The sequence below is a fragment of the Streptococcus mitis genome, assembly GCF_047463435.1.
Lineage (GTDB): Bacteria > Bacillota > Bacilli > Lactobacillales > Streptococcaceae > Streptococcus > Streptococcus mitis_DS.
This window is the reverse complement of record NZ_JASHDW010000012.1, coordinates 24,616-43,711: the sequence shown is the minus strand read 5'-3', so window position 1 is coordinate 43,711 and position 19,096 is coordinate 24,616. Positions and strand designations below refer to the sequence as shown.

Below are 19,096 nucleotides of genomic sequence, written 5' to 3'. Positions count from 1 at the left end.
ATGAAGGAACAATTTAAAGAATTTAATAATAGAAAAATATCGGATAAAGTTTGCGATATTCACCAGGTAAATTATTGGGAAATTTCTGTACCAGTGTTAGGGGGTTCAGAAAGAAAAGTACAAGCATTTTGTCCGGAGTGCGTGAAGGGAGAGATTAAACAGAAAGAGAAAGACCTATTGCAGCAGTTCGAGGACAGGCAAGCTTACTTTAAAACTTATGATGTCTTAATGCGTGATAGTACGATTCCTAACGAGTTGAAAGGAGCGACATTTGATAATTTCTTTGTTAAGACGACAGAGGAGCGTCAGATGTTAGAGTTTGTAAAGGGGCAAGCCCAGAAGTACCTTGCAGGTATGACAGGAAATACTTTAATCAGCGGTAGCACAGGAATAGGAAAAAGTCATTTATCTCTTGCCCTGGCCAAAGAAATCAATGAGAGCTTCAGAGAGAAGAACGAGCCTAAGAGTGTCTTGTTTGTCAGCTTAACCGAGATTATCAAGCAGATAAAAGAAGGCTGGGCTTATGGCAGAAATGCAAACTTAACAGAGTATGAGGCGGTTAAAAAGCTTGTTGATGTTGATTTTCTAATCATTGATGACCTGGGGGCAAAAAATGGGACGGTAACCCCTAAGAGCGATTGGGAACAGGATTTCTTGTTTGATATTATCAATAATCGAGAAACTACGATTTTCAACACGAACCTAGATAGTAGTGAACTGCGGACTGTATACAATGCTAGAAATTCAAGTAGAATTTTGAAAGGTTTAGAAGGGAACACTTTCAAGGCTTTCACGATCAAAGACAAGAGATACACTATAAATACAGTGAGGGGAGAATATCAATGAATGATGATAAAATGCGATTTTCAACAGAAAAAGGCTTTGTTGTCTACGAAAAATGTGGTATAATAGAGATAGAAAAAGTTCCAAAGTTTGGAGAAGTTACTTTATTCTACTCAGATGGGAAATTTACTCATCTAGTCAAAAAAGAAACTAAAAAATAAGTCTATTGAGAACAACTCAGGGACATACCGTAAGCATATAATGCTAGTGGTATGTCCCTTTTTGTTTGCATAGAAAGGGGGTGAGGGAGATGTCAGGAGATACTTCTTTAGGGTATGTAGTAGCCAATAAGTTTTCTATGGATCCAGATAAAAGAAAGAAAATCTTTTCTCAGTGTAAAAAAGAAGATGATAGCTTAGAACAACGGAAACAAGAAATACTAGAAAAATATGCTAAAAAACAAGACAAATCAAAATCTAGAAAAAATGATTCTAAAGGCTCGGAGAGTCATAAAAGAAAAGCTAAGAGCTAAGAATTTTAGAAAAAATTATAAACAAAAATCAGATATTAAAAGATGAAGGAGCAAAAAAATGACAAATAACTTAGCTAAACAAAAAGAAAATCTAGAAGCTTATATCCGAAGTACAGGTTATAACACTAGGGGAATGAAAGTAGAAAATAATCATGTACTCATTGAAAAACCAATCCTTGATAGTTACGAAGATGAACATCAACGTAAAGAATTGGTTGATCTAGTAAATGTTATTGAGACTCGTACTCGTGGTGGGAAGTATGAAGTAACTGACTTTGAATCTGATTCATTACAAGAAGTTAGCGAAAATTCGGTTGAGAGAACAGAAGCAGATAAAAAGAAAACTATCAGCGTTGATTACTTAGTTAAATTATTCAGTGGAAAACTTGATTTTTCACAGGAACAATTAGATGATGGCCAATATAATTTAACGGATTTTCTTGGTAAGAAGATTATTAAATTAAAACGTAGAACACGAAATAGAGAGATTGGGAAAATTCTCCAAACTGCGAAAGTGCAGACTGCTACAAGTATGGACGACTTGAAATCTATTGTTTCTTTAATCAATCCAGAGCGCAATGTATCTATGGTTGTTAGTCAATCACTATTTAGTGTCTTAGAAAAAATGAAAGACACTTCAGGAAATTATCTTCTTAAAGTTGATAAAGAGACAGGGACAAGTGAAACATTCTTTGTAGATAACTTTTTAATTGTAGATGATACAACATTAGGGAATAAAGGTGACAAAAAAGGCTTTATCGGAGATCTAGAAAACTTTGTTACTTTGTTTGATCGCAAGAAAGATACACTTAGTTGGATGAATGCGAATGACTATTTTGGGAAACGGTTGATTTTACATACCCGATTTGATGTAAAAAAAGTTGAAGAAGATTGTGGTTACTTTATTCAATGGAACTAGGAGAAAGAAATGGATATTAATCAAGTATTTGATACACTGGATGATTTAGATAATAAAAAAAGTAAGATTAATTCAGCACGAGAACAGTTAAGCGAAAAAAGGAAAAGCCTGTTAGGCAATCAAGCAGTTTCATTTGAGAACATAGATTCTTTTTTGTCAAATAACTTAGAATCTTTAGAGCAGCTGGAAAAGATGGAAAAAGCTATTAATGGCCTTCAGGGAAAATTTGATAGTGATTTTTCAGAAGCTAAGGCAGTCATCTTTGAATACATTTTTAAAGAAACTAAGCAACGGATGGAAACTAAGAAGATCTATAAACAGTACCGGAAGAAACTTAGACAAATTCTGGACGCATATGATGAAATTCAAGAATTAAAGAAGGATGTGGAAGAAATCCATACAGGTGTAGTCAGAGAAATAAGTCAGAAACATTCTCTATTGCTATATCGAACGGAAGTAAGTCCGCTTACTGTCTTACCATTCTTAAACCCTGATATTAGCGGGTGGATGGATTTTTCTAAGGAATATCGGGACATTAAAGAGTATTTAGAAAAATAGGGAACAAATTAAGTAAGGCTAGTGATATATGGCTCAAACAAAAGAAATATCGCTAGTCCTACTTTTATGCTTTACTAAGTTTCACATAACAAAGTAAGCATAAACTGAAAAGAAGTAATAGCTTGAAAGCAAGGTATATCAGGGGGTTACAGAATGGGGTGAGTTTCACAGAATGTAAGATATGAGAAACTGAGGGGATAAATTAAAGAAATTTCCCTTGAACTTGTCATACTGAAGAGTTGTCAAACTTAAAACAATGATACCTGGTAAGTGGAGTGTTGGAAGGCTTTTAGCGCTTTTTGTCAGTTTGACAGAATTTACAATTTGACAAATTGCAAGATAAAAAAATTTTTAAATTTAAGTGGAGGTACTTGCCTATGTACGAGTTGAGTAACAGAGACCTGGACGGGATAGATATTGAGTTAGGACGATATAGAACGCTTGCTAATAAAATTTATTTGAGAAGACAGGAACTGATACATAATAAGAAACATAGCACTGAAGATTATACTGGTGGGAAAGGCAAGACAGTATCTAGTCCTACTGAAGCGACAATCATTAGAATTGAAGAAGACCAAACACTAAGATATTTAGAAGGCTTCAAACTAGTTGTAGATACCTTGATGGAAAACTTAATTGAAAGTGATCTAGTAATTTTTAAAATGAGATATTTAGAAGCTGGTGCGACTTGGGAAGACGTGGCAGAGAAACTAAATAAAACTACCCGTTATATAAATAGCCGTAGAAAGGTAATTGCTAAAAGATTTATAGAACTGAAAGGATATTGACACTCCCCCCCACTTTGTAAAGCATTTTCGTTGATTTTAGGTACCGGGAGCGGTAACTTTTTCCAAGTCGGAAGCTGTCAACCAAAAAGGGGGTAAAAAGTTGATATTTTAAAAAAATAGAAGGAGTTTTTAGAAAATGGATTTAGCAGCACAATTAGCAAATATTTTAGCAGAATATTGCGAAGAGGTTAATGAAGAAGTTGATAAAATTGCGGAGCAAGTCGCTAAAGAAACAGTTAAAGAATTAAAGGAAACTAGCCCTAAAAGAACAGGTAAATATTCAAAAGGATGGCGTAAGAAAAGAGTGAGAAGTGGAGTTTGGGTCGTATATAGTTTTAAATACGGCTCTCTTACTCATTTACTTGAATTTGGACATATTAAACGAAATGGGGGGAGGACTAAGGCGTACCCTCATTTAAGACCTGCAGAACTGAATGCGATTCAAAAATTTACAGAAAGGATTAAGAACATTTCAAAGTAAACTATAATTGAATAGTATTAAGTAGACTAATTAAGTGAGCAAACCAACACATCGTTATTTAAGTCCTTAGATTTATTTCTGAGGGCTTTTTATCCTTGCTTCTCATATTGCTATTTGATAAAATAAAAGTAAGAACAGCTTTTTCCCTATCCTCTATGCTTTTATCTTTTTCTTTTGCGGGATTCTGGTTATATATAAGTTTGAGAGGATATGCTATAATATTACCAGGTAATAAAAAAAGCACGTCTGACCGTGCTAGTTTCTTGCCTGCTGAACTCATCAATATTACGCCCTTTTTAGGGCTCTTTTTTGTGGACTTTTTTAGGAACTTTCAAGAAAAACTAAGGCGATTTAATGCCTAAATGTTTTTAAAGAAAGTCAGTATTTTCAAGGGCTGAGCTCTAAAAATTTGACTTATAGAGTGTTAAATGATAGTATAGTCAAAGATAGTCAAGGTTTAAAGAGAGAGGTGGGTTTATAATGAGATTTAAAAATACATCGGATCATATTGAGGCCTACATCAAGGCGATTTTAGATCAATCTGGAATTGTGGAGTTGCAACGGAGTCAGTTGGCAGATACCTTTCAGGTTGTTCCTAGTCAGATCAACTATGTGATTAAGACACGCTTTACGGAAAGTAGAGGCTATTTGGTTGAAAGTAAGCGTGGTGGCGGAGGCTACATTCGTATAGGGCGGATTGAGTTTTCTAGTCATCACGAAATGCTCAGAGAGTTGCTTTATTCGATTGGTGAGCGGGTCAGTCAAGAAATTTATGAGGATATTCTGCAGCTTTTGGTTGAGCAGGAATTGATGAGCAAGCAGGAGATGAATTTGTTAGTATCAGTAGCTTTAGATCGCGTTCTAGGAGAAGAAGCACCAGTACTTCGAGCAAACATGCTACGACAAGTCATACAAGAGGTAGATAGAAAAGGGAAGTAAGATGAACTATTCAAAAGCATTGAATGAATGTATCGAAAGTGCCTACATGGTGGCTGGCCATTTTGGAGCTCGTTACCTAGAGTCTTGGCACTTGTTGATTGCCATGTCCAATCACAGTTATAGTGTGGCAGGGGCCACTTTAAATGATTATCCGTATGAGATGGACCGTTTAGAAGAGGTGGCTTTGGAACTGACTGAAACAGACTATAGCCAGGATGAAACTTTTACGGAATTGCCGTTTTCTCATCGTTTGCAGGTCCTTTTTGACGAAGCAGAGTATGTAGCGTCAGTGGTCCATGCTAAGGTGCTAGGGACAGAGCATGTCCTCTATGCGATTTTGCATGATGGCAATGCCTTGGCGACTCGTATCTTGGAGAGAGCTGGTTTTTCTTATGAAGACAAGAAAGATCAGGTCAAGATTGCTGCCCTACGTCGAAATCTAGAAGAACGAGCAGGTTGGACTCGTGAAGATCTCAAGGCTTTACGCCAACGCCATCGTACAGTAGCTGATAAGCAAAATTCTATGGCTAATATGATGGGCATGCCCCAGACTCCAAGCGGTGGTCTCGAGGACTATACGCATGATTTGACAGAGCAAGCGCGTTCTGGCAAGTTAGAGCCAGTTATCGGTCGGGACAAGGAAATCTCGCGTATGATTCAAATTTTGAGTCGGAAGACTAAGAATAATCCTGTCTTGGTTGGGGATGCTGGTGTCGGAAAAACAGCTCTGGCGCTTGGACTTGCCCAGCGTATTGCTAGTGGGGACGTGCCTGCGGAAATGGCTAAGATGCGCGTGTTAGAGCTGGATTTGATGAATGTCGTTGCAGGGACACGCTTCCGTGGTGACTTTGAAGAGCGCATGAATAATATCATCAAGGATATTGAGGAAGATGGTCAAGTAATTCTCTTTATCGATGAACTCCACACTATCATGGGTTCTGGTAGTGGAATTGACTCAACTCTGGATGCGGCCAATATCTTGAAACCAGCCTTGGCGCGTGGAACTTTGAGAACGGTTGGTGCGACCACTCAGGAAGAATATCAAAAACACATCGAAAAAGATGCGGCCCTTTCTCGTCGTTTCGCGAAAGTGACGATTGAAGAGCCAAGCGTGGCCGACAGTATGATCATTTTACAGGGTTTGAAGGCGACTTATGAGAAACATCACCGTGTGCAAATCACAGATGAAGCAGTTGAAACAGCTGTCAAGATGGCTCATCGTTACTTGACTAGTCGTCACTTGCCAGACTCTGCTATCGACCTCTTAGATGAAGCGGCAGCAACAGTGCAAAATAAGGCTAAGCATGTAAAAGCAGACGATTCAGGTTTGAGTCCAGCTGATAAGGCTCTGATGGATGGCAAGTGGAAACAGGCAGCCCAACTAATTGCTAAAGAAGAGGAAGTACCTGTTTATAAAGACTTGGTGACAGAGTCTGATATTTTGACCACCTTGAGTCGCTTGTCAGGTATCCCTGTTCAAAAATTGACGCAAACAGATGCTAAGAAATACTTGAACTTGGAAGCAGAACTCCATAAACGTGTTATCGGGCAAGATCAAGCTGTTTCAAGCATTAGCCGTGCGATTCGCCGCAACCAGTCAGGAATTCGCAGTCACAAGCGTCCGATTGGTTCCTTTATGTTCTTAGGGCCTACAGGTGTCGGTAAGACCGAATTGGCCAAGGCTCTGGCAGAAGTACTCTTTGATGACGAATCAGCCCTTATCCGCTTTGATATGAGTGAGTATATGGAGAAATTCGCAGCCAGCCGTCTCAACGGAGCTCCTCCAGGCTATGTGGGTTATGAAGAAGGTGGGGAGTTGACCGAGAAGGTTCGCAACAAACCCTATTCCGTTCTCCTTTTTGACGAGGTAGAGAAGGCCCATCCAGACATCTTTAATGTTCTCTTGCAGGTCTTGGATGACGGTGTCTTGACCGATAGCAAGGGACGCAAGGTTGACTTTTCAAATACCATTATCATCATGACGTCAAACCTTGGTGCGACAGCCCTTCGGGATGACAAGACTGTCGGATTTGGGGCTAAGGACATTCGTTTTGACCAGGAAAATATGGAAAAACGAATCTTTGAAGAGCTGAAAAAAGCTTATAGACCTGAGTTTATCAACCGTATTGATGAAAAGGTGGTCTTCCATAGCTTATCTAGCGACCATATGCAGGAAGTAGTGAAGATTATGGTCAAACCTTTAGTGGCAAGTTTGGCTGAAAAAGGCATCGATTTGAAATTACAAGCTTCCGCACTGAAATTATTGGCAAACCAAGGATATGACCCAGAAATGGGAGCCCGTCCACTTCGCAGAACCCTGCAAACAGAAGTGGAAGACAAGTTGGCAGAACTTCTTCTCAAAGGAGAATTAGAGGCAGGCAGCACACTTAAGATTGGTGTTAAAGCAGGCCAGTTAAAATTTGATATTGCATAAAAAACGAGGCCGGGACAAAGTTCCCGACCTCTTTATGTACCATCATGAAATGGTTTTGCTGTTGCGACTGTTTTTAGGGATGGCTATCTTTCTTAGAATTACTCAACAGGTGAGTAAAGAAGTCCTTGTATCGATACTTGAGATAGTTCTCATGTAAAAATAACAAAGCGATATAAACAATCAAAAAGATTGTAGTCAGATAAAACACATCAAATGCAGTTCGCGCATAGTAAGCGGCTGATTGATAAGAGCCAATTGCTCCCAAAATCACCCAAGGCAGATACTTGCAATACTTATTTAGCATAAGAGTGCACCTCCTATATTCTATTTCAATGTTATTATATTCCTTTGTACTTAAAGGTGCAAGCGATTACACAAAAATAAATTCAAATTTTTAACAGGAAAATCTCCTGTTTTTCTGTTTTATTACGAATAGAAGAGTAGGAGGAGTAAATGTATCTAAATGATGTAAGATTTTTAAAATAGTTTAGATAAATTGTTGACATATTCAAACGCCAATGTTACAATTATATTACAAAAAGATTTCTTTATATTTCTAAAATATTACAAAGGAGTAGAAAAATGAAAAAGAAAACCTATATCAAATTGATGACAGCAACTGTATTGGCTTCTACCTTGCTATTAGGAGCTTGTGGAAATAAAAAGGAAACAACTCAAGCAAGCAGTTCTGCTAAGACAAGTCAATCATCAAGCTCTAAAGCAGCTTCTGCTAGCAAAGAAAGCAAGACTCAGAAGTCCTCAAGTTCAGCTTCATCTGAAAAGGCCAAGGCATCTACTGATCAATCTTCAGCAACTGCAACGCCATCACAAGCGGCACCTGCACCAGAGCAAAGACAAGGTCAAGAAGTGGCTAATCAACAGGCGGCTAGTCAACAAACTCCTGCTCAGGCTCCTTCAACTCAACATGCTCCTCAACCCCAGTCTAACCAATCAAGCTATGATCCTACAACTGACCGCAAACTTCAAGATAAACAGGCAGAGCAAAATAAACGCTATAAGGGTGTCTTAACCATGGTTGATGGTGATTTCTCAGCTGCAGCGGGCAATTGGAAGGGAGCCAATGGCGAAACTATCACAGTTTCATCAGGTGGTCAATTTACAGTAGAAACTGCTGATGGCAAGAAGGAAAACTACTCTATCAAAGGCTATTCTTATACTCTTGATGATGGCAAGTATAATGCCAAAATTGGTGGAGGAAAAGTCATCCAAATTACAACAGGAGCGGATGGTAAGGTTTCCAGTGTTGCTTTGAGTCAATAATAGCTCTCATTATTTGAATTTTTACAATCAAAGAAAATCCGTCAGCTCAATAAGAGTTGACGGATTATTTTATACTTATACTTGGGTTAAAAATTCTTCTGTAGTAAGAATTTGAGCAAACTCATCTTGTAGAGAAAGGAGATTAATCTCATGGATAGTCTCAGGAGAGATGGCCTGACCGTTTTTGTTAGATAGGGTAAAACTGGCAGTAGCATCTGCTAGTAAAGTGACTTCAAAACCAAGATTTGCTGCCATTCGTGTAGTAGTGGATACACAATGAGGCAGGGTCAAACCAACAAGGACTAAATGACAAATCTGATTTGTTCGTAAATATGTTTCAAGATTTGTTCCAATAAAGGCGCTATTAACCGTTTTTTGAAAGATAGGTTCTGCAGTAACTGGTTCAAATCCACTTTTAAACTCTTGATTTTGTTTGTTATGAAATTGCGACTGGGGATTGTCAGATATGTGTTGAACATGTAAGACTGGAAGAGCGTGTTTACGAAAGTATGCCAGTACCCTCAATGCTTGTTGTTCAGCTTGAGGGTTGTTCCGTTCTCCCCAGATAGGGTTATCAAATGCTTTTTGCATATCGATAATCAGTAGAGCAGTATGAATCATTTTAAGCCTTATCTAATTGCAAGAGGGATTCAATCTCTGCTAGGGTGCTAGCTTGTGAAATAGCTCCACGGAGCTTGGCTGCGCCAGATGTTCCACGGAGGTAGTGAGGAGCGAGTCCACGGAATTCACGAACTGCTACGTTTTCTCCTTTGAGGTTAATCAAGCGTTTCAAATGTTCGTAGGCGATTTTCATCTTGTCTTCAAAGGTCAAATCAGGTAGGATTTCTCCTGTTTCAAAGTAATGGTTGATTTGGTTGAAGAGGTAGGGATTTCCCATGGCAGCGCGACCAATCATAACTGCGTCAGCACCGACTTCTTCAATGCGTTGTTTAGCTTCTTGGACTGTACGGATGTCACCGTTGGCGATAAATGGAATCTTGGTCAAAGCTTGAGCGACCTTGTGAAGGGTCTCAAGGTCTGCGTGACCTGTATACATTTGCTCACGGGTACGGCCATGCATGGCGAGGGCAGAAACACCTGCAGCTTCAGCAGCGAGGGCATTTTCTACTGCCAGAGATGGGTCAGCCCAGCCGGTACGCATTTTGACAGTAAGTGGGATATCAAGGACAGATTGGACCTTGTTGATGATAGAGTAAATCTTATCTGGATCCTTGAGCCACATAGCACCAGCTTCGTTCTTCACGATTTTGTTAACTGGGCAGCCCATGTTGATATCCACGATATCGGTTTTGGTGTTTTCTTGGATGAATTCTGCTGCGCGTGCTAGGCTGTCTTCATCACTACCAAAGAGTTGGATAGAGACTGGGTTTTCGCCTTCATCGATATGAAGCATATGCAGGGTTTTTTCGTTGTTGTATTGGATTCCCTTGTCAGAGACCATTTCCATGACAACGAGTCCAGCTCCAAGCTCTTTTGCGATAGTACGAAAGGCTGAGTTGGTGACACCAGCCATGGGTGCTAAAACGGTACGATTGGGAATCTCAACATTGCCAATCATAAAAGGTGTATTAAGATTTGTCACGAATGAGTTCCTCCAGGTCGTTTTCATCAAAGTTGTAAGTAGTTTGGCAGAATTGACAAGTGATTTCTGCCCCGTGGTCTTCCTCTTTCATTTCCTGTAAGTCTGAGCTTGGAAGGCTAGCAAGAGCGTTCATAAAGCGTTCATGGCTACAGTCACATTGGAAACGGATTTCTTCTTCAGAAAGACGCTTGTAGGCCTCGTCACCGTAGATAGCCTTGAGGAGGGCTTCGATATGGTCTTCACTTTCCAGAAGGGTTGAGATAGCTGGCATTTCTTGGATGCGTTTTTCAAAGCGAGCAATCTCTTCTTCCTTGGCTCCCGGCAAGACTTGGACTAGGAAACCACCTGCAACCTTGACCTTGTCTTCTTCGTCCAAAAGGACATTGAGACCGACTGCTGAAGGTGTTTGTTGGCTTTCAGTCAGGTAAAAGGCAAGGTCTTCACCAATTTCTCCAGAGATAAGGGGAGTCATAGAGTTGTAAGGATTTCCAGTACCGTAGTCTGTGATAACGAGGAATTGACCATTTCCAACAAAAGGTCCAACTAGAACTTCACCAGTTGCAGTCTTTTTGATGTCAACACCAGGATTTTGAACGTAGCCTTTGACGTTACCTTTGGTATCAGCGACGGTGATGATAGCACCTAGGGAGCTAGATCCCAGCACCTTAACTGTTAGTTTAGTGTTTCCTTTTTCATTGGCTGCGAGAATCTGGCTAGCGATAAGAGTTCGACCAAGTGCTACAGTTGAGCTAGCTTGGGTTTGGTGTTTTTCTTGAGCAGTGCGGACGGTTTCTGTGCTGTCAAGGACAAAAGCACGAAAGGCTCCGCTTTCTGATATAGTTTTAATAATTTTATCCATAGCTACTATTTTAGCATAAAAATGCCCAAAGAGGGAGCCGTGTGTTTGTTGATTTTTAGGATAATGGACTGGGAAATTAGCATGAAAATAAAAAGAGAAACAGATTATTTCAGCATTTGTAAGATTTATGCTATGCTTAAGGTAGAAAATGAAAGGGGTAACAAATGTATTTAGGAGATTTGATGGAAAAGGCTGAATCTGGCCAATTTTCAATCCTTTCCTTTCTATTACAAGAGTCTCAGACGACCGTCAAGGCTGTAATGGAGGAAACAGGATTTTCAAAAGCAACCCTAACCAAATATGTCACCCTACTCAATGACAAGGCTTTGAACAGTGGCTTAGAGCTGACTATCTCCTTAGAAGATGAAAATCTGCGCCTGTCGATCGGTGCAGCTACCAAGGGGAGAGATATTCGGAGCCTGTTTTTGGAGAATGCTGTTAAATACCAGATTTTGGTCTATCTTCTCTACCACCAACAGTTTTTAGCCCATCAGCTGGCTCAAGAATTGATGATTAGCGAGGCTACGCTTGGTCGCCACTTAGCTAGTTTGAATCAGATTTTGTCAGAATTTGACTTATCCATCCAAAATGGACGTTGGCGAGGTCCAGAGCATCAGATTCGCTATTTCTATTTCTGTCTTTTCCGCAAGGTCTGGTCGAGTCAGGAATGGGAAGGTCACATGCAGAAACCAGAGAGAAAACAGGAGATTGCTACTTTAGAAGAAATCTGCGGTGCAAGTTTGTCTTCGGGTCAGAAATTGGACTTGGTTCTCTGGACTCATATCAGTCAACAGCGTCTTCGGGTCAATGCCTGTCAGTTTCAAGTCATAGAAGAGAAAATGCGAGGGTATTTTGACAATATTTTCTACCTTCGTTTGCATCGAAAGGCTCCGTCCTTTTGCGCTGGACAACACCTTCCTCTAGGAACTGAGGATGGGGAGATGATGATTTTCTTCTCTTTCCTCCTATCTCATCGCATTCTTCCTCTTCATACTATGGAGTATATCCTTGGTTTTGGAGGGCAGTTGGCAGATTTGCTGACACAATTGATTCAAGAAATGAAGAAGGAGGAGTTGCTGGGTGATTATATAGAGGATCACGTTACCTATGAACTCAGTCAACTTTGTGCTCAAGTCTATCTCTATAAGGGCTATATTTTACAGGACCGCTACAAGTACCAGTTAGAGAATCGTCATCCTTATTTGTTGATGGAACATGATTTTAGGGGAACGGCAGAGGAGATTTTTCATGCTCTACCGGCCTTTCATCAGGGGACAGATCTAGATAAGAAAATTCTCTGGGAATGGCTCCAGTTAATCGAATATATGGCTGAAAATGGTGGCCAGCATATGCGGATTGGTCTGGATTTGACATCTGGTTTTCTTGTCTTTTCAAGGATGGCAGCCATTTTGAAACGGTATTTGGAATACAATCGTTTTATTACCATTGAAGCCTATGATTGTACTCGGCATTATGATTTGCTGGTTACCAATAACCCGATTCATAAGAAGGAACAGACCCCAGTTTATTATTTAAAAAACGACTTGGATTTGGAAGATTTGGCAGGGATTCGTCAGTTATTATTCACTTAAAAGGCTTGGTTGTTCCAGGTCTTTTTTGTGAAATTCACACAATCTACTCACATTTTTTAAAAAATTAAAAAAAGTTGATGAACAAGAAAGCGTTTTATTTTGTATACTAGTTAGTGTAAAGAGGAAACATCCTCAAGATCTTTATCAGGAGGACAGCACATGTCACAAGAAAAATACATTATGGCCATTGACCAGGGAACTACAAGTTCTCGTGCCATTATTTTCAACAAAAAAGGAGAAAAAGTTAGCTCGAGTCAAAAAGAGTTTACCCAGATTTTCCCTCAGGCAGGTTGGGTAGAGCACAATGCCAATGAAATTTGGAACTCTGTTCAGTCAGTTATTGCGGGTGCTTTCATCGAAAGTGGTGTCAAGCCAAATCAAATCGAAGCAATCGGGATTACCAACCAGCGTGAAACAACTGTCGTCTGGGATAAGAAAACAGGGCTCCCTATCTACAATGCTATCGTTTGGCAATCACGTCAGACAGCTCCTTTGGCTGAACAACTAAAAAGTCAAGGTTATGTGGAAAAATTCCATGAAAAGACTGGTTTGATCATCGATGCTTACTTCTCTGCTACCAAGGTTCGTTGGATTTTGGATCATGTAGAAGGTGCTCAAGAGCGAGCAGAAAAAGGGGAATTGCTCTTTGGTACCATCGATACTTGGTTGGTTTGGAAATTGACTGACGGTGCGGCTCACGTGACGGACTACTCAAATGCAGCTCGTACCATGCTTTATAACATTAAAGAACTTAAATGGGATGATGAGATTTTGGAAATCCTCAACATTCCAAAGGCTATGTTGCCAGAAGTTCGTTCTAACTCTGAAATCTATGGTAAGACAGCTCCATTCCATTTCTACGGTGGAGAAGTGCCAATCTCAGGTATGGCTGGGGACCAACAAGCAGCCCTCTTTGGACAGTTGGCCTTTGAACCAGGTATGGTCAAGAATACTTATGGAACAGGTTCTTTCATCATCATGAATACTGGTGAAGAGATGCAGTTGTCTGAGAACAACCTATTAACAACCATTGGTTACGGAATCAATGGCAAGGTTTACTATGCCTTGGAAGGTTCAATCTTCATCGCAGGCAGCGCCATTCAGTGGCTTCGTGATGGACTTCGCATGGTTGAAAATTCACCAGAATCTGAAAAATATGCCCGTGATTCTCACAACAATGATGAAGTTTATGTCGTTCCAGCCTTTACAGGTCTAGGTGCTCCATACTGGAACCAAAACGCTCGCGGTTCTGTCTTTGGCTTAACTCGTGGAACAAGTAAAGAAGACTTTATCAAGGCGACTTTGCAATCTATTGCTTATCAAGTACGTGACATCATCGACACCATGCAAGTGGATGCTCAGACAGCTATCCAAGTCTTGAAAGTAGACGGTGGTGCAGCTATGAACAATTTCCTCATGCAGTTCCAAGCTGACATTTTGGGAATCGATATCGCACGCGCCAAAAACTTGGAAACAACAGCCCTAGGAGCAGCCTTCCTAGCAGGTTTGTCAGTAGGTTATTGGAAAGACTTGGATGAGTTGAAACTCTTGAATGAGACAGGAGAGCTCTTCGAGCCATCGATGAACGAATCTCGCAAGGAACAACTCTACAAGGGCTGGAAGAAGGCTGTAAAAGCAACGCAAGTCTTTGCGGAAATCGATGACTAATACTCAATGAAAATCAAAGAGCAAACTAGGAAGCTAGCCGCAGGTTGCTCAAAGCACTGCTTTGAGGTTGTAAATGAAACTGACGAAGTCAGTAACCATACATTCGGTAAGGCGACGCTGACGTGGTTTGAAGAGATTTTCGAAGAGTATAATACTGGAAGAATAAAGCGACTTAGTTAGAAAGTGTGTAAATATGGAATTTTCAAAGAAAACACGTGAATTATCAATTCAAAAAATGCAGGAACGTACCTTGGACCTCTTGATTATCGGTGGAGGAATTACAGGGGCTGGTGTAGCCTTGCAGGCAGCAGCTAGTGGTCTAGATACTGGTTTGATTGAAATGCAGGACTTCGCAGAAGGAACATCCAGCCGTTCAACAAAATTGGTTCACGGCGGTCTTCGTTACCTCAAACAATTCGACGTAGAAGTGGTATCAGATACAGTTTCAGAACGTGCTGTAGTTCAACAAATCGCACCACATATTCCAAAACCAGACCCAATGCTCTTGCCAGTTTACGATGAAGATGGAGCGACCTTTAGCCTCTTCCGTCTGAAAGTAGCTATGGACTTGTACGACCTCTTGGCAGGAGTTAACAACACACCAGCTGCTAACAAGGTTTTGAGCAAGGAAGAAGTCTTGGAACGCCAGCCAAACTTGAAGAAAGAAGGTTTGGTAGGAGGTGGGGTTTACCTTGACTTCCGTAACAACGATGCACGTCTCGTGATTGAAAACATCAAACGTGCCAACCAAGACGGTGCCCTCATTGCCAACCACGTGAAGGCAGAAGGCTTCCTATTTGACGAAAGTGGCAAGATTACAGGTGTTGTAGCTCGTGATCTCTTGACAGACCAAGTCTTTGAAATCAAGGCCCGTCTGGTTATCAATACAACAGGTCCTTGGAGCGACAAGGTGCGCAATTTGTCTAATAAAGGAACGCAATTCTCACAAATGCGTCCAACTAAGGGAGTTCACTTGGTAGTGGACTCAAGCAAGATCAAGGTTTCGCAGCCAGTTTACTTTGACACTGGTTTGGGAGATGGTCGTATGGTCTTTGTTCTCCCGCGTGAAAACAAGACTTACTTTGGTACAACTGATACAGACTACACAGGTGATTTGGAACATCCAAAAGTGACTCAGGAAGATGTAGATTATCTACTTGGCATTGTCAACAACCGCTTCCCAGAAGCCAACATCACCATTGATGATATTGAAAGTAGCTGGGCAGGTCTTCGTCCATTGATCGCAGGCAATAGCGCTTCTGACTACAATGGAGGAAATAACGGAACCATCAGTGATGAAAGCTTTAACAACTTGATTGCGACTGTTGAATCTTATCTCTCTAAAGAAAAAACGCGTGAAGATGTTGAGGCTGCTGTCAGCAAGCTTGAAAGCAGCACATCTGAGAAACATTTGGACCCATCTGCAGTTTCTCGTGGTTCTAGCTTGGACCGAGATGACAATGGCTTGTTGACTCTTGCTGGTGGTAAAATCACAGACTACCGTAAGATGGCTGAAGGAGCTATGGAGCGCGTGGTTGACATCCTCAAAGCAGAATTTGATCGCAGCTTTAAACTCATCAATTCTAAGACTTACCCTGTTTCAGGTGGGGAATTGAACCCAGCAAATGTGGACTCAGAAATCGAAGCCTTTGCGCAACTTGGAGTGTCACGTGGTTTGGATAGCAAGGAAGCTCATTACCTAGCAAATCTTTACGGTTCAAATGCACCGAAAGTCTTTGCTCTTGCTCATAGTTTGGAACAAGCACCAGGACTCAGCTTGGCAGATACCTTGTCCCTTCACTATGCAATGCGCAATGAGTTGGCTCTTAGCCCAGTTGACTTCCTTCTTCGTCGTACCAACCACATGCTCTTTATGCGTGATAGCTTGGATAGCATCGTTGAGCCAGTTTTGGATGAAATGGGACGATTCTATGATTGGTCAGAAGAAGAAAAAGCAGGCTACCGTGCGGATGTCGAAGCGGCTCTCGCTAACAACGATTTAGCAGAATTAAAAAATTAAGAAAAAATAAAAGAGGTGGAGGGCAGGACTCCTTGCCGCCCGCCCCTTCTTTTTAATGGAGACAGAAAGATGATGAATGAATTATTTGGAGAATTTCTAGGGACTTTAATCCTGATTCTTCTAGGAAATGGTGTTGTTGCAGGTGTGGTTCTTCCTAAAACCAAGAGCAACAGCTCAGGTTGGATTGTGATTACCATGGGTTGGGGGATTGCAGTTGCGGTTGCAGTCTTTGTATCTGGAAAACTCAGTCCAGCTCATTTAAACCCAGCTGTGACAATTGGTGTGGCTTTAAAAGGTGACTTACCTTGGGCTTCCGTTTTGCCTTATATCTTAGCCCAGTTCGCAGGGGCTATGCTCGGTCAGATTTTGGTTTGGTTGCAATTCAAGCCGCATTATGAGGCAGAAGAAAATGCAGGAAATATTTTGGCTACTTTCAGCACAGGACCAGCTATCAAAGATACTGTATCAAACTTGATTAGCGAAATCCTTGGCACCTTTGTATTGGTATTGACAATCTTTGCTTTGGGACTTTATGACCTTCAAGCAGGAATCGGAACCTTTGCAGTGGGAACTTTGATTGTCGGTATCGGTCTATCACTAGGTGGGACAACAGGTTATGCCTTGAACCCAGCGCGTGACCTTGGACCTCGTATCATGCACAGTATCCTCCCAATTTCAAACAAGGGAGACGGAGACTGGTCTTACGCTTGGATCCCTGTTGTGGGACCTGTTATTGGTGCAGCCTTGGCCGTGCTTGTATTCTCACTTTTCTAATCTAGAAAACAATTATGTTGATAAGAGCTTGAGATGAAAATCTTAGGCTTTTTTCATTTAGTATAACCTCTTAGTACTATCCACCAACGATAATAATTTCTTCAAAAAGTAGGAAGAATAAAGGCAATAGCTTTTGCTTTCTCATGTCAAAAACCTCACTTTTGTTTTCTGCTATTTTATGCTAAAATATTAAAAATCAAATTTTAATTCTAAAGTTGGTAACTAAGATGGGAGCGTTACATGTCTAATTCATTTATTAAGTTGTTAGTCTCTCAATTGTTTGCAAATTTAGCAGATATTTTCTTTAGAGTAACAATCATTGCTAACATATACATTATTTCAAAATCAGTAATTGCCACGTCACTAGTTCCCATTTTAATAGGGATATCCTCTTTTGTTGCGAGTCTTTTAGTTCCTTTAGTTACTAAAAGGATAGCGCTAAATAGGGTTTTATCTTTATCCCAATTTGGAAAGACTATATTATTAACGATACTGGTAGGAATGTTTACCGTAATGCAATCCGTAGCGCCTTTGGTAACCTATCTATTTGTTGTGGCAATTTCAATATTAGATGGTTTTGCAGCACCTGTTTCCTATGCTATTGTGCCACGCTATGCGACCGATTTGGGTAAGGCTAATTCAGCCTTGTCAATGAGTGGTGAAGCTGTTCAATTGGTGGGTTGGGGATTAGGTGGACTCTTATTTGCAACAATTGGTCTGTTACCTACCACGTTTATCATTTTAATATTGTATATCATTTCTAGCTTTCTGATGTTATTTCTTCCTAACGCTGAAGTGGAGGTGTTAGAGTCAGAAACTAATCTTGAAATTTTGCTCAGAGGTTGGAAGTTAGTTGCTAGAGATCCTAGATTAAGACTTTTTGTATCAGCAAATTTATTTGAAATTTTCTCAAATACGATTTGGGTTTCGTCTATCATACTTGTCTTTGTAACTGAGTTATTAAATGAAACGGAAAGTTACTGGGGATATTCTAATACAGCATACTCTATTGGTATTATAATTAGTGGCTTAATTGCTTTTCGGCTATCTGAAAAGTTTCTTGCTTCTAAATGGGAAAGTATTCTTTTTTCTCTTATAGCCATGGCAATAGTGACGCTGACTATTCTATTTTTGCCAAATGCACAGATGTTTTTAGTATTTTCAGCTTTAGTTGGTATGTTATCGCAGCTAAAAGAAGTTCCTGAAAGTGTATTTCTTCAGGAAACAGTAGAGGAAAATAACTTGGTTAATGTCTATTCCGTTCTGGAAGTGATTTCGACACTAGCATTTTCAGTATTTGTTTTGCTAATGAGCTATATTACTGAGAGTTTTGGTATTAGTATCAGTTTTTGGATATCGGCCATTTGTCTGGTGATAGAAGCTATTTTAATTTATATCAGACGAGATTATTTTAAATGAGAGACTAGTTAAAAAGTCTTTAAAAATCAGCAAATCGCATAGTATCAGGTGTTGAAAAAACTTGATATCGTGCGTTTTATTATGGGAAGATTTCCTTCATTTTCTCATGAAATGGAGTTTTGAAACAGTATCACTCTACTTGAAATATACATAGAAAAAGCGCATAACCCTTAAAATAAGCTGAAATCTAGTGAAAATGTACGGTAAACAATTGAAAAACTAGCCTATAAAGTGGTACAATGGTAGAAAAATACTATAGTAAGAGTCTATCTTATTTAGCAAAAATTACAGAAATGAATGGTTTTTCTTGATGAAACAGAGAAAAGAATTGTACCTCTTTCTTGGTCGGACAGCCTTGTATTTTCTTATCTTTCTGGGGCTGCTTTACTTCTTTAGCTATCTTGGTCAGGGTCAAGGAAGCTTTATCTATAATGAATTTTAACTTG

General features: G+C 40.1%; 20 protein-coding genes. 16 read left to right on the top strand and 4 right to left on the bottom strand.

All coding sequences use genetic code 11. From position 1 onward, the window contains the following. The 9 genes from QM843_RS08245 to QM843_RS08205 all read left to right on the top strand — a co-directional run bounded on the left by QM843_RS08245 (window position 1) and on the right by QM843_RS08205 (window position 7,434). Complete coding sequence (locus QM843_RS08245) at window positions 1-846, top strand: ATP-binding protein (protein WP_060806000.1); 846 nt, start codon at window positions 1-3, stop codon at window positions 844-846. Then, a complete protein-coding gene (locus QM843_RS08240; RefSeq protein ID WP_414304341.1) occupies window positions 843-1,004 on the top strand; it encodes a hypothetical protein in 162 nt (53 codons plus the stop codon). The genes QM843_RS08245 and QM843_RS08240 overlap by 4 nt, the downstream gene beginning before the upstream one ends. A gap of 89 nt (window positions 1,005-1,093) precedes the next feature. Further along, entirely contained in the window at window positions 1,094-1,315 is a 222-nt protein-coding gene (locus QM843_RS08235) for a hypothetical protein (protein WP_414304342.1), read from the top strand. 58 nt (window positions 1,316-1,373) lie between these two features. Then, window positions 1,374-2,234 carry a phage major capsid protein gene (locus QM843_RS08230; protein ID WP_223330488.1) on the top strand — a complete coding sequence of 287 codons (861 nt, stop codon included), beginning with the start codon at window positions 1,374-1,376 and terminating at the stop codon, window positions 2,232-2,234. A gap of 9 nt (window positions 2,235-2,243) precedes the next feature. After that, window positions 2,244-2,792 (top strand): hypothetical protein, encoded by a 549-nt coding sequence (locus QM843_RS08225; protein WP_414304343.1) that lies wholly within the window; start codon window positions 2,244-2,246, stop codon window positions 2,790-2,792. 377 nt (window positions 2,793-3,169) lie between these two features. Next, entirely contained in the window at window positions 3,170-3,580 is a 411-nt protein-coding gene (locus tag QM843_RS08220; RefSeq protein WP_076984226.1) for a DUF722 domain-containing protein, read from the top strand. Window positions 3,581-3,716: 136 nt separating this feature from the next. Then, window positions 3,717-4,061 carry an HK97 gp10 family phage protein gene (locus QM843_RS08215; protein ID WP_414304344.1) on the top strand — a complete coding sequence of 115 codons (345 nt, stop codon included), beginning with the start codon at window positions 3,717-3,719 and terminating at the stop codon, window positions 4,059-4,061. 480 nt (window positions 4,062-4,541) lie between these two features. Continuing rightward, window positions 4,542-5,000, top strand: a complete 459-nt coding sequence (locus QM843_RS08210) for a CtsR family transcriptional regulator (RefSeq protein ID WP_084926976.1) — start codon at window positions 4,542-4,544, stop codon at window positions 4,998-5,000. A 1-nt stretch (window position 5,001) separates the two neighbouring features. Then, a complete protein-coding gene (locus tag QM843_RS08205) occupies window positions 5,002-7,434 on the top strand; it encodes an ATP-dependent Clp protease ATP-binding subunit (protein ID WP_261056852.1) in 2,433 nt (810 codons plus the stop codon). Between the two features lie 73 nt (window positions 7,435-7,507). Here QM843_RS08205 and QM843_RS08200 read toward each other — a convergent pair whose 3' ends face one another. Beyond that, entirely contained in the window at window positions 7,508-7,738 is a 231-nt protein-coding gene (locus QM843_RS08200) for a hypothetical protein (RefSeq protein WP_414304345.1), read from the bottom strand. Between the two features lie 278 nt (window positions 7,739-8,016). On the opposite strand from QM843_RS08200, the gene QM843_RS08195 reads away from it, so the two are divergent. After that, on the top strand, window positions 8,017-8,715 hold the full coding sequence (locus tag QM843_RS08195; protein WP_414304346.1) for a hypothetical protein: 699 nt from the start codon (window positions 8,017-8,019) through the stop codon (window positions 8,713-8,715). 75 nt (window positions 8,716-8,790) lie between these two features. On the opposite strand, the gene QM843_RS08190 is transcribed toward QM843_RS08195, so the two are convergent. From QM843_RS08190 to hslO, 3 genes are read right to left on the bottom strand one after another with little or no spacing between them, the layout of a single operon-like run. After that, window positions 8,791-9,336: a cysteine hydrolase family protein gene (locus tag QM843_RS08190; protein WP_414304347.1), complete on the bottom strand. Its 546-nt coding sequence runs from the start codon at window positions 9,334-9,336 to the stop codon at window positions 8,791-8,793. Window position 9,337: 1 nt separating this feature from the next. After that, a complete protein-coding gene (gene dusB / locus QM843_RS08185) occupies window positions 9,338-10,318 on the bottom strand; it encodes a tRNA dihydrouridine synthase DusB (RefSeq protein WP_261053213.1) in 981 nt (326 codons plus the stop codon). After that, the gene (gene hslO / locus QM843_RS08180) at window positions 10,305-11,177 is read right to left on the bottom strand and encodes an Hsp33 family molecular chaperone HslO (protein ID WP_000357854.1); all 873 of its coding nucleotides are present in this window, start codon (window positions 11,175-11,177) and stop codon (window positions 10,305-10,307) included. Before hslO ends, dusB begins: the two co-directional genes overlap by 14 nt. 164 nt (window positions 11,178-11,341) lie before the next feature. Here hslO and QM843_RS08175 point away from each other — a divergent pair, with 164 nt between their 5' ends. The 6 genes from QM843_RS08175 (at window position 11,342) to QM843_RS08150 (ending at window position 19,092) form a co-directional block, all read left to right on the top strand. Beyond that, entirely contained in the window at window positions 11,342-12,769 is a 1,428-nt protein-coding gene (locus QM843_RS08175; protein ID WP_261194221.1) for a helix-turn-helix domain-containing protein, read from the top strand. Between the two features lie 159 nt (window positions 12,770-12,928). Next, window positions 12,929-14,437 (top strand): glycerol kinase GlpK, encoded by a 1,509-nt coding sequence (glpK, locus tag QM843_RS08170; protein WP_020902154.1) that lies wholly within the window; start codon window positions 12,929-12,931, stop codon window positions 14,435-14,437. A 193-nt stretch (window positions 14,438-14,630) separates the two neighbouring features. Continuing rightward, a complete protein-coding gene (glpO, locus tag QM843_RS08165) occupies window positions 14,631-16,457 on the top strand; it encodes a type 1 glycerol-3-phosphate oxidase (protein ID WP_033678724.1) in 1,827 nt (608 codons plus the stop codon). A 69-nt stretch (window positions 16,458-16,526) separates the two neighbouring features. Further along, window positions 16,527-17,231, top strand: coding sequence for an MIP/aquaporin family protein (locus QM843_RS08160; RefSeq protein ID WP_004255366.1), 705 nt, complete (start codon window positions 16,527-16,529; stop codon window positions 17,229-17,231). A 240-nt stretch (window positions 17,232-17,471) separates the two neighbouring features. Further along, window positions 17,472-18,650 (top strand): ryptide export MFS transporter, encoded by a 1,179-nt coding sequence (locus tag QM843_RS08155; RefSeq protein ID WP_020902150.1) that lies wholly within the window; start codon window positions 17,472-17,474, stop codon window positions 18,648-18,650. A gap of 310 nt (window positions 18,651-18,960) precedes the next feature. Next, complete coding sequence (locus tag QM843_RS08150) at window positions 18,961-19,092, top strand: teichoic acid D-Ala incorporation-associated protein DltX (RefSeq protein ID WP_000813667.1); 132 nt, start codon at window positions 18,961-18,963, stop codon at window positions 19,090-19,092. The last annotated feature ends 4 nt before the right edge of the window (window positions 19,093-19,096 follow it).

Coding starts and splice junctions, on each gene's coding strand:
- QM843_RS08210 (WP_084926976.1), top strand. CDS start 4,542: ATGAGATTTAAAAATACATCGGATCATATTGAGGCCTACATCAAGGCG.
- QM843_RS08205 (WP_261056852.1), top strand. CDS start 5,002: ATGAACTATTCAAAAGCATTGAATGAATGTATCGAAAGTGCCTACATG.
- QM843_RS08240 (WP_414304341.1), top strand. CDS start 843: ATGAATGATGATAAAATGCGATTTTCAACAGAAAAAGGCTTTGTTGTC.
- QM843_RS08245 (WP_060806000.1), top strand. CDS start 1: ATGAAGGAACAATTTAAAGAATTTAATAATAGAAAAATATCGGATAAA.
- QM843_RS08160 (WP_004255366.1), top strand. CDS start 16,527: ATGATGAATGAATTATTTGGAGAATTTCTAGGGACTTTAATCCTGATT.
- QM843_RS08195 (WP_414304346.1), top strand. CDS start 8,017: ATGAAAAAGAAAACCTATATCAAATTGATGACAGCAACTGTATTGGCT.
- QM843_RS08200 (WP_414304345.1), bottom strand. CDS start 7,738: ATGCTAAATAAGTATTGCAAGTATCTGCCTTGGGTGATTTTGGGAGCA.
- glpO (WP_033678724.1), top strand. CDS start 14,631: ATGGAATTTTCAAAGAAAACACGTGAATTATCAATTCAAAAAATGCAG.
- QM843_RS08150 (WP_000813667.1), top strand. CDS start 18,961: ATGAAACAGAGAAAAGAATTGTACCTCTTTCTTGGTCGGACAGCCTTG.
- QM843_RS08225 (WP_414304343.1), top strand. CDS start 2,244: ATGGATATTAATCAAGTATTTGATACACTGGATGATTTAGATAATAAA.
- QM843_RS08230 (WP_223330488.1), top strand. CDS start 1,374: ATGACAAATAACTTAGCTAAACAAAAAGAAAATCTAGAAGCTTATATC.
- QM843_RS08220 (WP_076984226.1), top strand. CDS start 3,170: ATGTACGAGTTGAGTAACAGAGACCTGGACGGGATAGATATTGAGTTA.
- QM843_RS08175 (WP_261194221.1), top strand. CDS start 11,342: ATGTATTTAGGAGATTTGATGGAAAAGGCTGAATCTGGCCAATTTTCA.
- QM843_RS08190 (WP_414304347.1), bottom strand. CDS start 9,336: ATGATTCATACTGCTCTACTGATTATCGATATGCAAAAAGCATTTGAT.
- QM843_RS08215 (WP_414304344.1), top strand. CDS start 3,717: ATGGATTTAGCAGCACAATTAGCAAATATTTTAGCAGAATATTGCGAA.
- hslO (WP_000357854.1), bottom strand. CDS start 11,177: ATGGATAAAATTATTAAAACTATATCAGAAAGCGGAGCCTTTCGTGCT.
- QM843_RS08155 (WP_020902150.1), top strand. CDS start 17,472: ATGTCTAATTCATTTATTAAGTTGTTAGTCTCTCAATTGTTTGCAAAT.
- glpK (WP_020902154.1), top strand. CDS start 12,929: ATGTCACAAGAAAAATACATTATGGCCATTGACCAGGGAACTACAAGT.
- QM843_RS08235 (WP_414304342.1), top strand. CDS start 1,094: ATGTCAGGAGATACTTCTTTAGGGTATGTAGTAGCCAATAAGTTTTCT.